This is a genomic window from Streptomyces sp. NPDC001492, assembly GCF_053597275.1.
The window spans coordinates 1-16,079 of the sequence record NZ_JBSFHW010000057.1 but is presented as its reverse complement, the minus strand read 5'-3'; the positions used below and the strand labels follow the sequence as shown (position 1 = coordinate 16,079).

Here is a 16,079-nt window from a genome sequence, read left to right as displayed (position 1 = left end):
TCACTGGGCCCATTTCGGGGTCCAGGTGCCTGCGTCCCGCCGGGCGGTGCCGAGGTGGGCGCGGAGCTCAGCCAGCGCCGGATGCGGGTTGTCGGCGCGCCAGACCAGCGAGTGCGGGTAGACGGGCGTGGGGGCGCGCACCGGGATGCGGCGCAGGTCGTGGTCGGCCGGCCAGACCATCCGGGTCTGTACGCCGACGAACGTCGCGAGCAGCGGGGAGTCGGCGATGGTGTCGAGGAGCGGTTCGGTGCCGAAGTCGGGACCGGTGACCTCGATGGTGAAGCCGAAGGCCGCGGCCAGGTCGTCGTAGAAGGCGGCCCATTCGGTGCCGGCGACGTTGCCGGGCATCCAGATCCGGTGCCCGGCCAGCTGAGCCGGGGTGACGGAACGGGCCGAGGCGAGCGCGTGCCGGGGGCCGGTGAGGAGTTCGAGGGGCTCGTCGTGGACGCGCGCTGCCTCGATGCCCTCGGGCAGCTGCCGCGCCGGGAGGGTGAGGGCGCGGAAGGACGCGTCGATGGTGCCGGAGCGCACCGCGGAGATCGCCGCGTCGGCGTCGAAGAGCGTCACCACGTCGAGGGCCGAGTCGGGGTGGGCCCGGTGGAAATCCCGGACCAGGTCGGCCGGGGCGAGCCGGCGGCCGATCACGTCGACGCGCAGGGCACGGCGGCCGGGCCGCACGGAGGCAGCGGCGCGCTCCTCGGCCTTCAGGAGTTCGCGGGCGTGGGGCAGGAAGACCTGACCGTCGACAGTGAGCTGGGCGCCGCGCGCGGTGCGGGTGAACAGCCGCGCACCGAGGTCCTTCTCCAGCGCGGCGACCCGCTTGGAGACGGCCTGCTGGGTGACGTCCAGGCCGAGGGCGGCTTCCCGGAACTGTCCGGCGTCCGCGACGGCCACGAAGGTGCGCACTGCGTCGATGTCCACGCGCCCCTTTCTACAACGGCCGGTTGTCGATCGGCCCACAACTTCCGGTTGTCGTGTGACCGGCGCGTCGGTTGTTTGCCCCCGCGCCGCGCGACCGGCTTTGATGTCGCCGGTCGGGATTCGGGCGAGACGGGGAGGCCGGCATGCGGGGCGGGCAGGCGTTGGGGCGGCAGTTCGGATGGCTGTGGGGGGCGTACACCGTCAGCGCGATCGGGACATGGCTCGCCTTCGACGCGTTCTCGCTGATAGCGGTGATCGTGCTGCATGCCGGGGCGACCGAGGTGGCGGTGCTGTCGGCTGCCGGGCTCGCGGTGGGGGCGGCGGTGGCGACACCGCTCGGACCGTGGATGGAGTTCCGCCGCAAGCGGCCCGTGATGATGTCCATGGACCTGGTCCGGTGTGGGGTGTTGCTGACCATTCCGGTCGCGTTCGCGCTCGACGCGCTCACCTTCGTACAACTTCTGGTTGTGTCGGTCGTCGTCGGCGCGGCCGACATCAGCTTCACCGCGGCAAGCGGGGCCTTCGTCAAGTCGCTGCTGCCGCCGGAGGACCTGCTCGCCGCGAACGCGCGGTTCGAGGCGACCCAGTGGACCGCGACCATCCTGGGGCCGCCCCTGGGCGGGGCCGCGATGGGCCTGTTCGGGCCGGTGATGACCGTGGTGGCCAATGCGGTGAGCTTCCTCCTGTCGGCCGTCGGGATCCGCGCGATCGGCGGTACCGAGACGCATCCCGTACGGCCGGCACCGGGACCCGGGCAGGCGCCGGGCGGCAGCCTGCTCGAAGGATGGCGCTACATCCTCGCCCATCCGACGCTGCGACCAATGTTCTTCAACACGGTGTTGTACAACGCCCTGATCATGGTGTCGCTTCCGCTGCTCGCCGTGCTGATGGTCGGCGATCTCGGCTTCGCGGCCTGGCAGTACGGCCTGGCCTTCTCCGTACCCAGCGTCGGCGGCCTCATCGGCTCGCGGCTCGCCCGCCGGCTCGTGCCGCGGTTCGGAGAGCGCCGGGTGCTGCTCGTCGCGGGGACGCTGCGCGCGCTCTGGCCGATCGGCCTCGCCTTCGTCGGGCCCGGCACGGCGGGGCTGGTGCTGGTGATGGTCGTGGAGCTGGGGGTGATCGTGTCCTGCGCCGTCTTCAACCCGGTGTACGCCACCATCCGGCTGCGGCAGACGGACCCGGGCCGGGTGGCGCGCACGCTCTCCGCCTGGTCGGTCACCACCAAGGCGACGACCGCCGCGATGACCGCCCTGTGGGGCCTGCTGGCCGGCCTGACCGGCCCCCGCGCGGCGATCGCCGCCGCCGGCGTCCTTGTCCTGGCCACCCCGCTGCTGCTGCCCCGCCGTATCGCGGGCCCCTCGGAGACGGCACAGCCGAGCGTCAAGGAAGCAGCCTGACCCGGAGTTGCCGCTCATCGCCGCGGGCAGGGTGCTGAGTCACGGCTGCCCGCGCTTCACGTCACCGTCGCTTCTCGACGACCTTCGCATGCACGAGCGTTCCGACCAGTTCGATGCGCAGGCGCGGAGCGTCAGCGGATTTCCGGGAGCGGAGCTTCAGCTTGGAGTAGGTGAGGTTGAGCCGGTCGGTGTCGATCACGAGGTCGGACGAGCCGACGAGAACCAGCTTGCCGTGTGCCATCTCCGTCTCGATCCGCAGGACGTCCGAGGTGGTCACGGCGTGGGTGAAGTCGAAGGTGACGCGGCACAACTGCGTGCGCAGCTCGATGCGCGCGGGTACCGACCAGCGTCCGTCCCGTACGTACTTGCCGCCGTGTTGTTCGACGACGAGGAGGTCTTTCCCGTTCATCGCGGGCCCGAGGGGCAGGTCGGTGGTGAGCTCGGCCAACTCGCCGAGCGTCCGCGCCGTCAGCGCGCTTTCCAGCCGGCTGTCCAGTTCCTCGGCGCTGAGTCGGCCGTCCCCGGCGGCGACCCGCAACACCTCCACGACCCGGTCGCGGTCCTCATGCGATGCCCGCAGGCCGGGCGGCTCGTTGGACATGACAGCCACGGTAGCAGCGCCGCGGCTTCCCCAAGGCTGACGGGAAGATCCGGCGGCACCCTCCGGTTGCCACCGGTGTACGGCTGCCACGCACAGCGACCGGAGGGAAACGCCACTCATGACCGCCCACGTGAAGGAAACCGTCGGACGGTACGGCGTCTGGAGCAGCGCCCTGCACTTCGGGGACCCGTCCCGCAACGGTGAACTCGCCGAGGTGGCAGCGGAGTTGGAGGAACTGGGCTACGGCGCGCTCTGGCTCGGCGGCAACGCCTCCGCCCGCGACGCGGCCCCGCTGATCGAGGCGACCTCCCGGATCGTGGTCGGCACCAGCATCCAGAGCATCTGGGAGCACGAGCCCGCCGCCTCGGCCACCAGCTTCAGCGAGCTGGACTCCGCCCACCCCGGCCGCTTCGTCCTGGGCCTCGGCGTCAGCCACGCCAAGTTCGCGGAGCAGTACCGGCGCCCCTACTCGGCCCTGGTGTCCTATCTGGACGCCCTGGACGAAGCGGGCCAGCCCGCCGACCGCCGCCTCCTCGCGGCCCTCGGGCCCAAGACCATCGACCTCGCCCGGGAACGCGCCGCCGGCTCCATGCCGTACCTGGTCACCGCCGACCACACGGCCACGTCCCGGGAGCGCCTGGGCGACGCCCCGCTGCTGGCCCCGGAGCTGAAGGTCGTCCTGGAGCCCGACCCGGCCCGGGCCCGCGCCGTGGCCCGCGACTACCTCGCCATGTACCTCACCCTCCCCAACTACACCAACAACTTCCTCCGCAACGGCTTCACGGAGGACGACCTGGCGAACGGCGGCAGCGACCGCCTCATCGACGCGGTCTACGCCTGGGGCGACGACTCACAGATCCGCGCCCGCATCGACGAGTACATCGCCGCGGGCGCGGACCACGTGGCCCTGAACATCGTGGACGGCAACACACCATCGCGGGAGTCCCTCCCGAGGGAGGCCTGGAGCAAGCTCGCTTCTCTACTGACGTGAGCTGAGGTTTCCCCGAGGAGAGGGGACGGCACGACTTCTGCAACCGGCTTCAGAGGCCCACGTCGCGGCTGCGGATGTCGTCCAGTGACTCACGGCGCACGAGGAGCCGGGCGCGGCCGTCGCACACCGCGGCGACGGGTGGGCGGCCGACGAGGTTGTATCCGGAGGCCATGGACAGGTGGTAGGCGCCGGCCACGGGGACCGCGAGCAGGTCTCCGGGGCGTACGTCCGCGGGTAGTTCGACGTCGGCGGCGAGCACGTCGCCGGCCTCGCAGTGCCGGCCGACCACGGTGACGGGCGCCCGGTCGGCGTTGGTGCGGCGGCCGATGAGCCGGAGCGCATAGCGCACTCCGTACAGGGCCGGGCGCGGGTTGTCGCTCATGCCGCCGTCGACGGCGACGTAAGTGTGACCGCCGGTGTGCTTGACGACGAGCACGCGGTACAGAGCGATGCCCGCGGGGCCGGCGATGGCCCGTCCCGGTTCGATGATCAGGTGGGGAACGGCCAGCCCGGCCGCCGCGCACGCCTCGGTGAGCTCGGCACGGACCTTGCGGGCCAGGACGGTCAGGTCCAGCGCCTGCTCACCAAAGCGGTAGGCGATGCCATGGCCGCCGCCGAGATCGAGCTCGGGCAGGACGAGACCGTGCTGCTCGTGCAGGCGGGCCATGAGGCCCACGATGCGCCGCACGGCGGCCAGATACGGCTTGACGCTGGTGATCTGCGAGCCCAGGTGGCAGTGCAGGCCGGTGAGTTCGAGCTGCGGCTGGTCGAGTATCCGGGCAATCGCGTGCTGGGCGTACCCGTCGGAGATGCTGAGGCCGAACTTCTGGTCCTCGGTGCCGGTGCGCATCTTCTCGTGGCCGCCGGCACTGATGCCGGGCACGACACGGACCATGACCTTCTGGTGGCCCTGGGGGCCGACGGCGGCGGCCAGCCGGGCGATCTCCGACGGGCTGTCGATGACGATGCGGCCCACGCCGAGGCGCAGCGCCGATTCCAGGTCGCGTGGGGACTTGGCGTTGCCGTGCAGCACGATGCGCTCGGGCGGGAATCCGCTCATGACCGCCAGCTCCAGTTCACCGGCCGAGCAGACGTCGAGCCCGAGGCCCTCCTCGTCCATCCAGTGGATCATCGCGCGGCACAGGAACGCCTTGGCCGCGTAGAGGATCTCGGTGTCGGGGAACGCGTTGCGATAGGTACGGCAGCGATCGCGGACCTCGGCCTCGTCGAGGACGTAGACGGGTGTGCCGAAGCGGTCGGCGATCTCGGCGAGCGGTACGCCGCCGACTGCCAGGTCGCCGGGCCGGGTCTCGGTGGTGGACGCGGGCCAGACCGAGAGGTCGCCGTCGACGGTGGTGACGGAACCGTCGTGAAGGGTGGTCATCGTGTCCTCTCTCAGCCGACGCGTACAGCGAGCGCGGGAACGGCGGGGTTCACCGGCCGGGCGGCCCGGGCCGTGAACTGGGGATCCAAGGTGACGGTGGTGACGCCGAGCGGTTCGGTCAGCGCGCGCAGAGCCGGCTCGGCGAGCCTGATCCACGCCTGCCCGGGGCCGAGCGTCGCCGTCAGCAGGCTCTCGGAGGTGAAGGCGACGGCCGTACGGTCGCCGAGAGGGGTGCGGAAGACACGCGTCACACACCCCTGGGGTCCCGGCCGGACGGGAACGAACAGTGGTCCGACCGGGAACGGATCAGAAGGTTCCGGGTCTTCGCCGCACAGGATGTCTGCCATGAAACGCCTCCAGGGGGACGGGGGACCCGAGTGGGTCCGGGTCGGGCGAGTGGCTGGGCGCCCCGAACGCGGGGAGGCGGAACGGGGCGCACCGATGACGCTATGCCTGTCCGCCCCGGTGATCCGCCGGCTCATGACGCAACGCTGACGGGCATCGGGCAAACACTGACGTGGCGCTGACACAGCGGCGAGGGCCGCGGGCTCGCGGTCCGGCGCATTGCTGCGTACAAAGTCTCGCCATCGGACGGATTTCTGCTCCGACCCATCGAGACAGCGCACTGAGACACAGGTCATGGCACCGAAGACGTCGTTGACAGGGCCACTGATTTGGCCGTACAAATCCGCGGAGAGGCAGGTACCCCACCGGCGCTGCCGGACGGGTTGACGTGGACGGGCACGGTCGAACTGCTGCGCAAGCACTTCCCCTACATCCCTTACGAGGGCCAGGAGGCATGACGGTGCACCAGCTTCCCCTGTCGGGCATCACGGTGGTCAGCCTGGAGCAGGCCGTGGCCGCTCCCTATGCCACCCGGCAGCTCGCCGATCTCGGCGCCCGGGTCATCAAGGTCGAGCGACCGGGCGAGGGCGACTTCGCGCGCCGTTACGACACGACGGTGCACGGCCACTCCAGCTATTTCGTCTGGCTCAACCGCTCCAAGGAGTCCCTCACACTGGACCTCAAGGATCCCCGTGGCATGGAGATCCTGCACCAACTCCTCGACGGCGCCGACGTGTTCGTACAGAATCTCGCTCCCGGCGCCACCAACCGGCTGGGGCTCGGCGTCGATGCGCTCGCCGAGCGCTACCCGCGGCTGATCCCGTGCACGATCTCCGGCTACGGCACCAGCGGGCCATGGGCCGACCGCAAGTCGTACGACCTGCTGGTGCAGTGCCAGACCGGCCTGGTCTCCCTCACCGGAACCGCGGACGAGACCGCGCGTGTCGGCATCTCCGTCGCCGACATCGCCGCCGGGATGTACGCCTACACGGGCGTCCTCACCGCCCTGTACACCCGGGCCACCACCGGGCGGACGCACCCGGTGGAGGTCTCCCTGTTCGAGGCGCTGGCGGAGTGGATGGGCCAGCCCGCGAACTACACGCGCTACGGCGGCAGTCAGCCCGCCCGGCTCGGCACCCAGCACGCCACCATCGCACCGTACGGCGCCTTCACGACGGCCGACGGCAAGCAGGTGCTGTTCTCCATCCAGAACGAGCGCGAGTGGGTCGCCCTGTGTGCGGACTTCCTCGGACAGCCCGCGTTGACGGATGATCCGCGCTTCGCGACGGGCTCCGACCGCGTCGCGCACCGCGACCAGGTCAACGCGATCGTCGCCGAGCGCTGCGCCCGCTCCGACGCCGAGGAGATCCTCAAGGACCTGGAGGAGATCGGCATCGCCTGCGCCGGGGTCAACGACGTCGCCGCGTTCCTGGATCATCCGGTGCTGGCGGCCCGCGAGCGCTGGCGCGAGGTGGCCGTGCCCGGCGCGACCGTGCAGGCGCTGCTCCCGCCGGCCGACCTCGCGGGCATCCCCGCGCGCATGGATCCCGTGCCGGCGGTGGGCGAGCACACGGACACGATCCTCACCGGCCTCGGCCTCAGCCCAGACGACATCCGGGCGCTGCGCGCCGACGCCGTCATCTGACCCCCGACGATGTGGAGTTGCGCCCCATGAGCGTCCTGGACATTCTCTCCGACGACGAACGCCTCGTCGTCCGGACCGTGCGGGAGTTCGTCGACAAGGACGTCAAGCCCGTCGTCCAGCGGCTGGAGCACGCCGACACCTATCCCGAGCACCTCATCGAGCGGATGAAGGAACTAGGCGTCTACGGCCTGGCCGTCCCGGAGGAGTACGGCGGCAACCCGGTCTCCACACCGTGCTTCGTACTCGTCACCGAGGAACTCGCGCGTGGCTGGATGAGCCTGGCCGGAGCGATGGGCGGGCACACCGTCGTCTCCAGACTCCTGGTGCTGTACGGCACGCAGGAGCAGAAGCAGCGGTATCTGCCGAGGCTGGCGACCGGGGCGGTGCGCGCCACGATGGCGCTCACCGAGCCGGGCGGCGGCTCGGACCTCCAGGCGATGACGACCGTCGCCCGCCGCGAGGACGGCGAGTACGTCGTCAACGGGGCGAAGACCTGGATCACCAACTCCCGCCGCGCCGGCCTGATCGCGCTGCTGTGCAAGACCGACCCGGCCGCCAGCCCCCGCCATACGGGCATCTCGGTCCTGCTCGCCGAGCACGGACCGGGCCTCGTCGTCTCCCGCGATCTGCCCAAACTCGGCTACAAGGGCGTCGAGAGCTGCGAGTTGTCCTTCGAGGACTACCGCGTACCGGCCGACGCCCTGCTGGGCGGGGAGGAGGGCCACGGCTTCGCCCAGATGATGAAGGGGCTGGAGACCGGGCGGCTGCAGGTCGCCGCCCGGGCCCTCGGGGTGGGGCGGGCGGCCCTGGAGGACTCGCTGCGCTACGCCCAGGAACGGGAGTCGTTCGGCAAACCCATCTGGCGCCACCAGTCCATCGGCAACTATCTCGCCGACATGGCGACCAAGCTCACGGCCGCCCGCCACCTGACGCTGCATGCGGCCCGGGAGGCCGACGCCGGGCGCCGGGTCGACATGGAGGCGGGCATGGCCAAGCTGTTCGCGTCGGAGACGGCGATGGAGATCGCGCTCAACGCCGTGCGGATCCACGGCGGTTACGGCTACTCGACGGAGTTCGACGTGGAGCGGTACTTCCGCGACGCGCCTCTGATGATCGTCGGCAAGGGCACGAACGAGATCCAACGGAACGTGATCGCCGCGCAGCTGGTGGCGAGGGGCGGTCTCGATGGCTGAGCAACCGCAGCGGGAGAGCACGTACGCGCGGCTCGGGAAGGAGTTGCGGGCGGCGATCCTGCGGCACGACTACCCGGACGGTGTCCGGCTGCCCACCGAGGCGGAGCTGGCCGAGACCTACGGCGTGAGCCGGCAGACCGTGCGCCGGGCGTTCCAGGACCTCGTGGCCGAGGGACTGGTCTACCGGGTGCCCGGGCGCGGCACGTTCGCCGCTCCCCGCGAGGAGCAGTATCTGCGGCAGTTCGGCTCGGTGGACGACCTGATGGGCCTGTCCATCGACACCCGTATGGACGTCGTCACGCCCCTGCACCGACGGGTCGACCTCGACGCGGCCGGGCGACTGGGCCTGAACACCGACCGGGTGCACAAGCTGGCTTTTCTCCGGCTGCACGAGGGCGTCGCGTTCTGCCACACGTCGGTCTGGCTGCCGCCCGCCGTCGGCCGACTGCTGGAGACCCTCGACGAGTTGATGCTGCCGGGCACACCGAACGCCTTCACCGTCATCGGCCTGCTCGACCAGCGGCTGCCCGAACCGATCGCCGAGGCCGAGCAGAGCATCACCGTCGCCGAGGCCTCCCCGGAGATCGCCGAGCATGTGGGCTGCGAGCCCGGCCGCGCCCTGCTGCGCATCGACCGCGTCTACCGGACGGTCGCCGGTCAGCTCGTCGAACTGGCCATCAGCCACTTCCTGCCCGAGTACTACTCGTACCGCGTGCGGCTGCGGCGCAGCGGTCAGTGAAGGGCTGCCCTGTAGACCTCGAAGACGATCGTGGCGGTCAACTCAGTGCAGGTGCCGGGGCTGTCGCCCCGGCACCCTCGTACGACGGTTCAGACCGCCGCCGGCACGGCGGGCTCCTCCGCGTCCTCCAGCAGGTCCAGCAGGCTCGCCCGGGCGCGGGCCACGCGGGAGCGGACCGTGCCGATCGGGCAGTCGCTGACCTCGGCGGCCTCCGCGTACGGGAGACCGACCAGCTGGGTGAGGACGAACGCCTCCCGGCGCTCGTCGGGCAGGGCGGCCAGCAGGTCCAGCAGGGCGATGCCATCGTCGAAGCCGGGCAGGTCGCGCGGCTGGGACAGTTCGACGGCCAGTCGCCAGTCCGCCGCGTCGGACAGGCGGGGCCGGACGGCGGCGTGGCGGTAGCTGTCCATGACCGCTCGGCGGGCGATGGACAGCAGCCACGCCCGCGCCGAGGAGCGGCCCTCGAAGCGGTGCAGGCTGCCGAGTGCGCGCAGGAACGTGTCCTGCGCGAGGTCGTCGACCGCCTGCGGGTCGGCGCACAAGTGGGCGACGTAGCGCTGGACGTCGCGCTGCAGGGCGCGTACGAACTGCTCGACGGCGTCCGCATCGCCGCTCCGGGCAGCGAGAGCCCAGGCCGTGATCGACTCGTCGAGCGCCGCCGATTTGTCCGTGGCGCGCGAGGTCGGCAGGGCAGAGGTAATCACCTGGTGTCCTTCTCAGGTCGACCTTGATCCGGACCGGGGCGCACGAGGGCGCGAGGGGTCCGGTGAGTGGGGGACGGCCTACGGCACAAGGGCGCTACGGCGCCGGTGCGGCCGTACGGCCATGACCCGAGGCGCGCACGGGCAGCCTCGGGAAGCCGGCTGTCGTCAGGCGACAGCCGTCCCCACGGGAGGCCCCCGAGAGGCGATCGCATGGACGAGAAGGAGAAGACGGGGCTCGCGGTCCGAGCGGCGACGCCGCAGGTGCGGGCGAGGGCGCTCCGGGGTGTCCGGCAGGGCGAGCAGCAGCCGTAGCGGCGCGGCAAGCCGGCCGGCGACGGCCCGGAGAATGCGGAAGGCGGCCTTCTCTCCGTACGCCAACCACAGCCCGCACAGCAGCGCGGCCGAAAGGTGGGCGAGGAGCATGCCCGCCGACGGCGCAGTGCCGGCCGCCGTATGACCCATGTGATCCATGTGGGCCATGTCCATGGTGTCCATGTGCATCGCGCCCATGCCACGCATGTCCATGGCGGCCGACGCGCCGGACGCCTCGGTCACCGACTGGGCGAGCGAGAACGCCTCGTGCAGCACCGTCTGGACGGCGACCACGACCGCCACGATCAACGGCAGCCCGCGCTCCCGCCCCGCCAGGCACCAGCCGACGACCCCGGTGGCGCCCGCTCCGGTGGCCAGCGCCCAGGCGGGCACCTCGCTGCCGGACATCAGGATGTGGCCCAGGGCGGCGAGCAGCACGCAGACGGCCGCGAACACCGCGGCCCGTATCGTGCGAGAACACCACCCTGCTGTCATGGCGCCTCATCCTTGCATCCGGGCGTCGCTCGTCATGCAGGGGTACGGAAACCCGCAGGTGCCCCCACTCAATTCACAGCGTGTGATCCAGACCACGGAAATCGGCGGGAACTCGGCGGGACTCCGGTCCGACATCTGTGGTCGCGCGGGGCCACAGCGTCAGGGCGAACAGCAGCAGTGGAGGGCCGGTGCCCGGGTCGGTGGCGTGGCCGGTGAGGAGTCCGCCGAGGTCCTGTCCCAGGAGGCCGGCGGCGACCGCCAGGGCGATGCCGGCCGACAGCGCGGCGCGCCGCGTGCGAGGGGCCAGGACACCGACACCGACAGCCACCTGGAGCAGCCCGAGGACGAGGACGAACATCCCCTCCCATCCGCTGACGAGCCCGCCGACCGTGTGGTTCACGGCGGCGATCACGGCCGGCTCGTCCTCGCCGGTGTGGGAGAGCTGGGCGGCGGGCACATGGGCGGCGGGCTCCAACTCCAGTGCCGCCATGCCGAGCCACAGCACGAGCCACGCCCAGCGGGCCGCCACACCACCCAGCACCCCGCCATCGGCGATGCTCGGCCCTGCGGGGCCGGTCCGCGGCCACAGCGTAAGGGCGACCAGTGCGTAGAGCAGCGCCGCGCCCGGGGCGCCGGTCAGCAGGTCGGTGCCGCCCATGAACAAGCCGCCGAAGCCCTCGCCGACGGTCCACACCCCCAGCGCCCACAGGACCGAGAGGGCCAGGGCCGGGCGGGCGGTGCGCCGCCACAGCAGGCCCACGCCGAGCGCGACCTGCAGCGAGGCGAACAGCGCGTTCCACAGCGCGGGGTGTGCGGCGAGCATGCTCGTCAGGTCGTACTCCACCGTCGCCACAGGCCCGGGCAGGCCCATGTTCGCCATGCCCAGCGTGTCGACGAAGAAGCCCCGGGTGAACATGGACGGCTGGAACTGCAGCGCCCCGTCCAGCAGCCACAGGACGCCCAGCGCGATCTCCACTCCCCGCCGTGTCAGCCGTGGCGGGCTGCCCGCATGCCGGTGGGAACGGTCCTGGATCTGCCGGTCGTCGACGGTCATCAGCCGACACCTCCGCTCGCTGGTCGCACCCATGAGTACGAGCGGAGAGCGCCGAATATTCACCTAAGCCCGTTTTGTCGCACCCGGGGCGGACTGCACGAAGGCGGTCAGAAGGAGCGGCCGCTCGGACTGTGGAGCCGCAGGCGCCTGTCGGTCGGGAGACGTCACCACGGCAGCGGGCCGTTGACGTCGAAGAAGCCGCCGGTCGGGCCGTCGGGCGCGATCTGCGCCATGCGCACGATGATCCGGGCCGCCTCCTCGACGGTCTGGGTGCCGGTGTTGCCGTTGAGGTCCGTTTTGGTGAAGCCGGGCTCGACGGCGTTGATCCGCATGTTCGGGAACGCCTTCGCGAACTGCACGGTGAGCATGTTGACCGCGGTCTTCGAGGTCGGGTAGGCGACGCCCGGGTAGAAGTGCGCGGGGTGGTCGGGGTCGGAGAGGTGGGTCAGCGAGGCCAGGCCGCTGCTGACGTTGACCACGACCGGTGCGGCGGAGCGCTGCAGCAGGGGGAGGAAGGCGTGGGTGACGCGGACGACGCCGAAGACGTTGGTCTCGAACGTGTTGCGCATCTGGTCGGCGGTCACGGTCTCGGGGGTGGGCACGGTGTTGCCCTCACCCCTGGTCTCGATGGCCGCGTTGTTGATCAGTACGTCGAGTCCGCCGTCGGCCTCGACGGTCTTGGCCGCGGCCTCGACCGTGGCGTCGTCGGTGACGTCGAGGAGGACGAAGCGCGCGCCCAGCCGTTCGGCGGCCCGGCGTCCGCGCTCGGCGTCGCGAGCCCCTACGTACACGGTGTGACCTGCGGCGATGAGCTGGCGGGCGGTCTCGTGGCCGATGCCCTTGTTGGCTCCGGTGATCAGTGTTGTCGTCATGCGTCCAGACTGCGGCGCCCCACCCCCAGCAGCCAGGAGACCCTTCTTCCTGGGACTCGGAGTACCAGGCACATGCGGGGACCGCGGTGTTCACTGGGGGCATGACGGCGACGGAACTCGGACGGGCGCTGCGGCGCTGGCGCGACCGGGTCGCCCCGGAGGCGGCGGGGCTGCCCTCCGGCGGCCACCGGCGGGCGGCCGGTCTGCGGCGCGAGGAGCTGGCCCTGCTGGCCGGGATCTCGGTCGACTACATCACGCGTCTCGAGCAGGGACGGGCGGCCAACCCCTCGGGACAGGTCGTCGAGGCGCTGGCCCGGGCGCTGCGGCTGTCCGGGGACGAGCGCGCGTATCTGTACGGTCTGGCGGGGTTGGTGCCGCCGGGCCCGGACGTGGTGCCGGGGTTCATCACGCCCAGCGTCCAGCGACTCCTCGACCGGCTGGTGGACACGCCCGTCGCGGTCTCCGACGCGGCCATGACGCTGCTGCTGGCCAACCCGATGTACGCGGCGGTGATGGGCGACCCGTCCGGCCTGCGGGGTTTCGAACGCAACGGCGTGTGGCGCAACTTCCTCGGCTTTCCCAGCCGGGTGCGGCACACACCGGAGGAATGGAGCGCCTTTCAGGTCGGCATGGTGTCGGAGCTGCGGACGGCCGCCGCCCGTTATCCGGCCGACCGTCGACTGCGAGGCCTGATAACGGAGTTGCGCGCGAAGAGCGAGCGGTTCGCCCAGCTGTGGGACGCGGGCGTGGTCGGCCGGCTGGCGGGCTCGCGCAAGACGGTCGAGCATCCGCAGGTGGGTGTGCTCACGCTGGACTGCGACCTGCTCCGGGTGGAGGAGAACGACCTGCACATCCTCGTGTACTCGGCCGAACCGGGCACCGAGGCCGCCGAGAAGCTGGATCTCATCTCCGTGATCGGCACGCAGAACCTTGCCGGGAAGGGCTAGCGGAGCTTCTCCTCGGCCAGGGCCCGGCGGAAACGGAGCGGGCAGGCGGGGCCCGCCCGCTCACCGCGGACGGAATCCGGACTACTGCGCGAACGGACGCCGCGGTGCACCCTGGTCGCCGGGCGCGAGGGCCCGGCGTATCGCCCGGGTGACGATCGGGGGCAGCAGGTCCACGCCGATGCGGCGGACCCGGGAGCGGGGACGGCGGCGCACGGAAGCCGCGGGGACGGCGGAAGTGGGAGCGGGGGCGGGCGTCGGGGATGTGGGGGGCTCGGGCGCCGTGTAGTACCGGGAGCGCGGGAAGGGCGGCGGCTGGATCCCCTTCTGGGCGCGGGTGCGGACCAGGCAGTGTCCCGCGGCCTCCTGGACGCTCAGGCCGACGTCCGTGCGGTCCCTGAGCATCGCCAGCAGCTCCTCCTGCACCGGCTGCGGATCACCCCAGGTGCCGTACAGCTTCTGGGTGCTGAGACAGATGGGGCGCAGTCCGCGGTTGAGCACGGCCTCCCAGGTGGCGACCGAGACGCCGGGGGTGTGCTCGGAGCGGAAGTCGTCGAGGACGACGATGCCCTCGGGCACCAGGAGGTCGCGGGCCGCGCCGATGTCGTCGTGGACGTGCTCGTACAGGTGCGAGGCGTCGATGTGGACGAAGCGGCAGCTGCCCGGGGCCACTTCCTTCGAGATCACGGAGGTGGGGGCCTCGATCACCCTGGGCAGGGCGTCGTGGAAGGACAGGTAGTTGCGCTCGAAGGCCTGGCGGGTGAGCGAGGAGTACGACTTCGCCGTCTCGGCCTGGTTGGCTCCGTCCGGGGCGTCACCGCCGAAGAGGTCGCAGACGGTGAACTCCTCGCCGTCCTGGCGGTGCCGGCCGAGCAGGATCGCGCTCTTGCCCATGTAGGCGCCGAGTTCCAGCAAGTCGCCCCTGAAGCCACGCGTCTCCTGACGCTCGAGGAACCAGGTGAACAGGACCTGGTCCAGCGGCGGAAACCAGCCCGGGACGTCTTTCAGCTCGCCGGGATTGTTGTCAGTTGCTTGTGCAGTCGCCATGAAAGGGAACCTACTCACTGGGGACCGAACAAATTGTCGCCTGCCTGAACGTCCGGTGAACAGCTCGTCCCACCCGTCACCGGGCAGGGGGAAAGCCGTCCGCCGCACCGGCCGGACGACCCGATTCCCACACGCGCTCGAATTCGGTCTGGAAGTGCTCGTACCAGTGGCCGTCCCGCCCCGGCCGCACCGTGAAGACGGCATCGCCGCTGGCGGAGCTGTGGGAATACACGTCGACGTGGATGATGCCGTTGGACCGTCCGGAATCCAGGAGCATCAGCCCGTGGGCGGGCACGAAGGGCAGGAATCTGACCTCGACCCTGCCGTCCACTCCCGGCCTCTCCACGAGCTCCTTGAGCAGGTCGATCGAGGGGCGCAACCGGTTCTCGTAGACCTCGGGCCGGTCGGCGATGGTGCTGCGCCGGGCGGCCTCCGCGGGTGCCGTGGACATGGGGTCGATGAGTGCGACCTTGACGACCGCACCGGCCGTGGCGCGGTGCTCCAGTTCGTCGACGAGGTTGCGCAGGGTGCGGGCGAGGGTGATCCCGACGATCCTGATGTCCCGCGCGGCGCGCACCTGTTCGACGGCCTCGGGCTTGTCCCGGCTGAAGAAGTCCGCCGCGGAGACCTCGCCGGAGCGGCCGGCCCGGACCTCCGCGGCCAGGTCGGCGATCTGGCGCCTGCTGCCCAGCAGGCTCCCGGCCAGCAGGGCGAGCGTCGCCAGGGTGGCGGCGGCCAGGACCTTGCCGCCGGCCACGTCGAACACGCCGAGTACGGCGAGGGTCAGGGAGAGGAGAGCCGTGACGTAGAGCTCCAGGTTCTCTCCCGCGGAGAGGTCACCGCGCAGTCGCCGTAGGAAACGCATGCCGATCATCGTCGGGAGCCCGGCGGGTATCCGTCAACGCCGCGGCGAGGGCGGTCAGGTCGACTCGCGCACCACCAGCCGGCACGGCACCGTGTGCACCCCAGGCACGGCCTCGGAGTCGATGGTCTCCAGCAGTTTCGGAGCGGCGGGGCGGCCGATCTCGGTGAGGTCCATGTCGATCGTGGTGATCACCAACAAGAACAGCGCTCTCGCCCTCGACACCTCGGGTGCGGGCACCGCGCAGGGCACCTCAGCCGTCCAGGCCACGCCGAGCACGGGCAGCAGCCGGCCGTGGACGTTGACGGCCGCGGGCTCCGGCCTCTACGCCGACCACCTCTGGCAGCTCGTCCCGGCCGGCGACGGCTACTACAAGATCGCCAACTGCAACAGCGGGCTGCTGCTGGTGGGACGGCAACGGCACGGCAGATCACCTGTGGAAGCTGACGTCGCCGCGAGGCGGGCGGCGGGGGTGTCTGCGTGGGCGCGGGACCCACCGCCCCAACAAGCAGCACACCGACTGCGGACGTGTGGAGCGAGAACGCCGCCCGGAGCGCTACGGAGGGACCCCCA

17 protein-coding genes and 1 pseudogene are annotated in these 16,079 nt (G+C 71.3%); 7 read left to right on the top strand and 11 right to left on the bottom strand.

All coding sequences use genetic code 11. The features are described from left to right. Positions 1–921, bottom strand: coding sequence for a LysR family transcriptional regulator (locus tag ACWC1K_RS43740; RefSeq protein ID WP_450839059.1), 921 nt, complete (start codon positions 919–921; stop codon positions 1–3). Between the two features lie 143 nt (positions 922–1,064). On the opposite strand from ACWC1K_RS43740, the gene ACWC1K_RS43735 reads away from it, so the two are divergent. Then, positions 1,065–2,318 carry an MFS transporter gene (locus tag ACWC1K_RS43735; protein ID WP_450839058.1) on the top strand — a complete coding sequence of 418 codons (1,254 nt, stop codon included), beginning with the start codon at positions 1,065–1,067 and terminating at the stop codon, positions 2,316–2,318. A gap of 61 nt (positions 2,319–2,379) precedes the next feature. Here ACWC1K_RS43735 and ACWC1K_RS43730 read toward each other — a convergent pair whose 3' ends face one another. Then, entirely contained in the window at positions 2,380–2,919 is a 540-nt protein-coding gene (locus tag ACWC1K_RS43730; protein WP_450839056.1) for a DUF1707 SHOCT-like domain-containing protein, read from the bottom strand. 118 nt (positions 2,920–3,037) lie between these two features. Between ACWC1K_RS43730 and ACWC1K_RS43725 the strand changes: the two genes are divergently transcribed. Then, on the top strand, positions 3,038–3,910 hold the full coding sequence (locus tag ACWC1K_RS43725; RefSeq protein ID WP_450839055.1) for an LLM class F420-dependent oxidoreductase: 873 nt from the start codon (positions 3,038–3,040) through the stop codon (positions 3,908–3,910). Positions 3,911–3,959: 49 nt separating this feature from the next. Here ACWC1K_RS43725 and lysA read toward each other — a convergent pair whose 3' ends face one another. After that, on the bottom strand, positions 3,960–5,294 hold the full coding sequence (gene lysA / locus ACWC1K_RS43720; protein WP_450839053.1) for a diaminopimelate decarboxylase: 1,335 nt from the start codon (positions 5,292–5,294) through the stop codon (positions 3,960–3,962). An 11-nt stretch (positions 5,295–5,305) separates the two neighbouring features. After that, complete coding sequence (locus ACWC1K_RS43715) at positions 5,306–5,641, bottom strand: SAV_915 family protein (RefSeq protein ID WP_450839051.1); 336 nt, start codon at positions 5,639–5,641, stop codon at positions 5,306–5,308. A gap of 452 nt (positions 5,642–6,093) precedes the next feature. On the opposite strand from ACWC1K_RS43715, the gene ACWC1K_RS43710 reads away from it, so the two are divergent. From ACWC1K_RS43710 to ACWC1K_RS43700, 3 genes are read left to right on the top strand one after another with little or no spacing between them, the layout of a single operon-like run. Continuing rightward, entirely contained in the window at positions 6,094–7,284 is a 1,191-nt protein-coding gene (locus ACWC1K_RS43710; RefSeq protein WP_450839050.1) for a CaiB/BaiF CoA transferase family protein, read from the top strand. 26 nt (positions 7,285–7,310) lie between these two features. Next, positions 7,311–8,477, top strand: coding sequence for an acyl-CoA dehydrogenase family protein (locus ACWC1K_RS43705; protein ID WP_450839048.1), 1,167 nt, complete (start codon positions 7,311–7,313; stop codon positions 8,475–8,477). After that, positions 8,470–9,216, top strand: coding sequence for a GntR family transcriptional regulator (locus tag ACWC1K_RS43700; protein WP_450839046.1), 747 nt, complete (start codon positions 8,470–8,472; stop codon positions 9,214–9,216). The genes ACWC1K_RS43705 and ACWC1K_RS43700 overlap by 8 nt, the downstream gene beginning before the upstream one ends. A gap of 89 nt (positions 9,217–9,305) precedes the next feature. Here ACWC1K_RS43700 and ACWC1K_RS43695 read toward each other — a convergent pair whose 3' ends face one another. From ACWC1K_RS43695 to ACWC1K_RS43680, 4 genes are all read right to left on the bottom strand, one after another. Continuing rightward, entirely contained in the window at positions 9,306–9,920 is a 615-nt protein-coding gene (locus ACWC1K_RS43695; protein WP_450839044.1) for a sigma-70 family RNA polymerase sigma factor, read from the bottom strand. A gap of 165 nt (positions 9,921–10,085) precedes the next feature. Then, positions 10,086–10,727: a hypothetical protein gene (locus tag ACWC1K_RS43690; protein ID WP_450839042.1), complete on the bottom strand. Its 642-nt coding sequence runs from the start codon at positions 10,725–10,727 to the stop codon at positions 10,086–10,088. A gap of 73 nt (positions 10,728–10,800) precedes the next feature. Beyond that, positions 10,801–11,781 (bottom strand): hypothetical protein, encoded by a 981-nt coding sequence (locus ACWC1K_RS43685; protein WP_450839041.1) that lies wholly within the window; start codon positions 11,779–11,781, stop codon positions 10,801–10,803. 164 nt (positions 11,782–11,945) lie between these two features. Next, complete coding sequence (locus ACWC1K_RS43680; protein WP_450839039.1) at positions 11,946–12,653, bottom strand: SDR family oxidoreductase; 708 nt, start codon at positions 12,651–12,653, stop codon at positions 11,946–11,948. Positions 12,654–12,754: 101 nt separating this feature from the next. On the opposite strand from ACWC1K_RS43680, the gene ACWC1K_RS43675 reads away from it, so the two are divergent. Further along, positions 12,755–13,600 carry a helix-turn-helix transcriptional regulator gene (locus ACWC1K_RS43675; RefSeq protein WP_450839037.1) on the top strand — a complete coding sequence of 282 codons (846 nt, stop codon included), beginning with the start codon at positions 12,755–12,757 and terminating at the stop codon, positions 13,598–13,600. Positions 13,601–13,681: 81 nt separating this feature from the next. Here the strand turns inward: ACWC1K_RS43675 and ACWC1K_RS43670 are convergent, their stop codons facing one another. The 3 genes from ACWC1K_RS43670 to ACWC1K_RS43660 form a co-directional block, all read right to left on the bottom strand. Continuing rightward, positions 13,682–14,644 (bottom strand): class I SAM-dependent methyltransferase, encoded by a 963-nt coding sequence (locus tag ACWC1K_RS43670; protein ID WP_450839035.1) that lies wholly within the window; start codon positions 14,642–14,644, stop codon positions 13,682–13,684. A gap of 76 nt (positions 14,645–14,720) precedes the next feature. Beyond that, a complete protein-coding gene (locus ACWC1K_RS43665; RefSeq protein ID WP_450839034.1) occupies positions 14,721–15,509 on the bottom strand; it encodes a hypothetical protein in 789 nt (262 codons plus the stop codon). A 54-nt stretch (positions 15,510–15,563) separates the two neighbouring features. Then, on the bottom strand, positions 15,564–15,683 hold the full coding sequence (locus ACWC1K_RS43660) for a hypothetical protein (protein WP_450839033.1): 120 nt from the start codon (positions 15,681–15,683) through the stop codon (positions 15,564–15,566). Here ACWC1K_RS43660 and ACWC1K_RS43655 point away from each other — a divergent pair. Continuing rightward, positions 15,682–16,079, top strand: a pseudogene (locus ACWC1K_RS43655) (hypothetical protein); the annotation flags it as partial. The gene ACWC1K_RS43660 and the pseudogene ACWC1K_RS43655 sit on opposite strands and share 2 nt — an antisense overlap.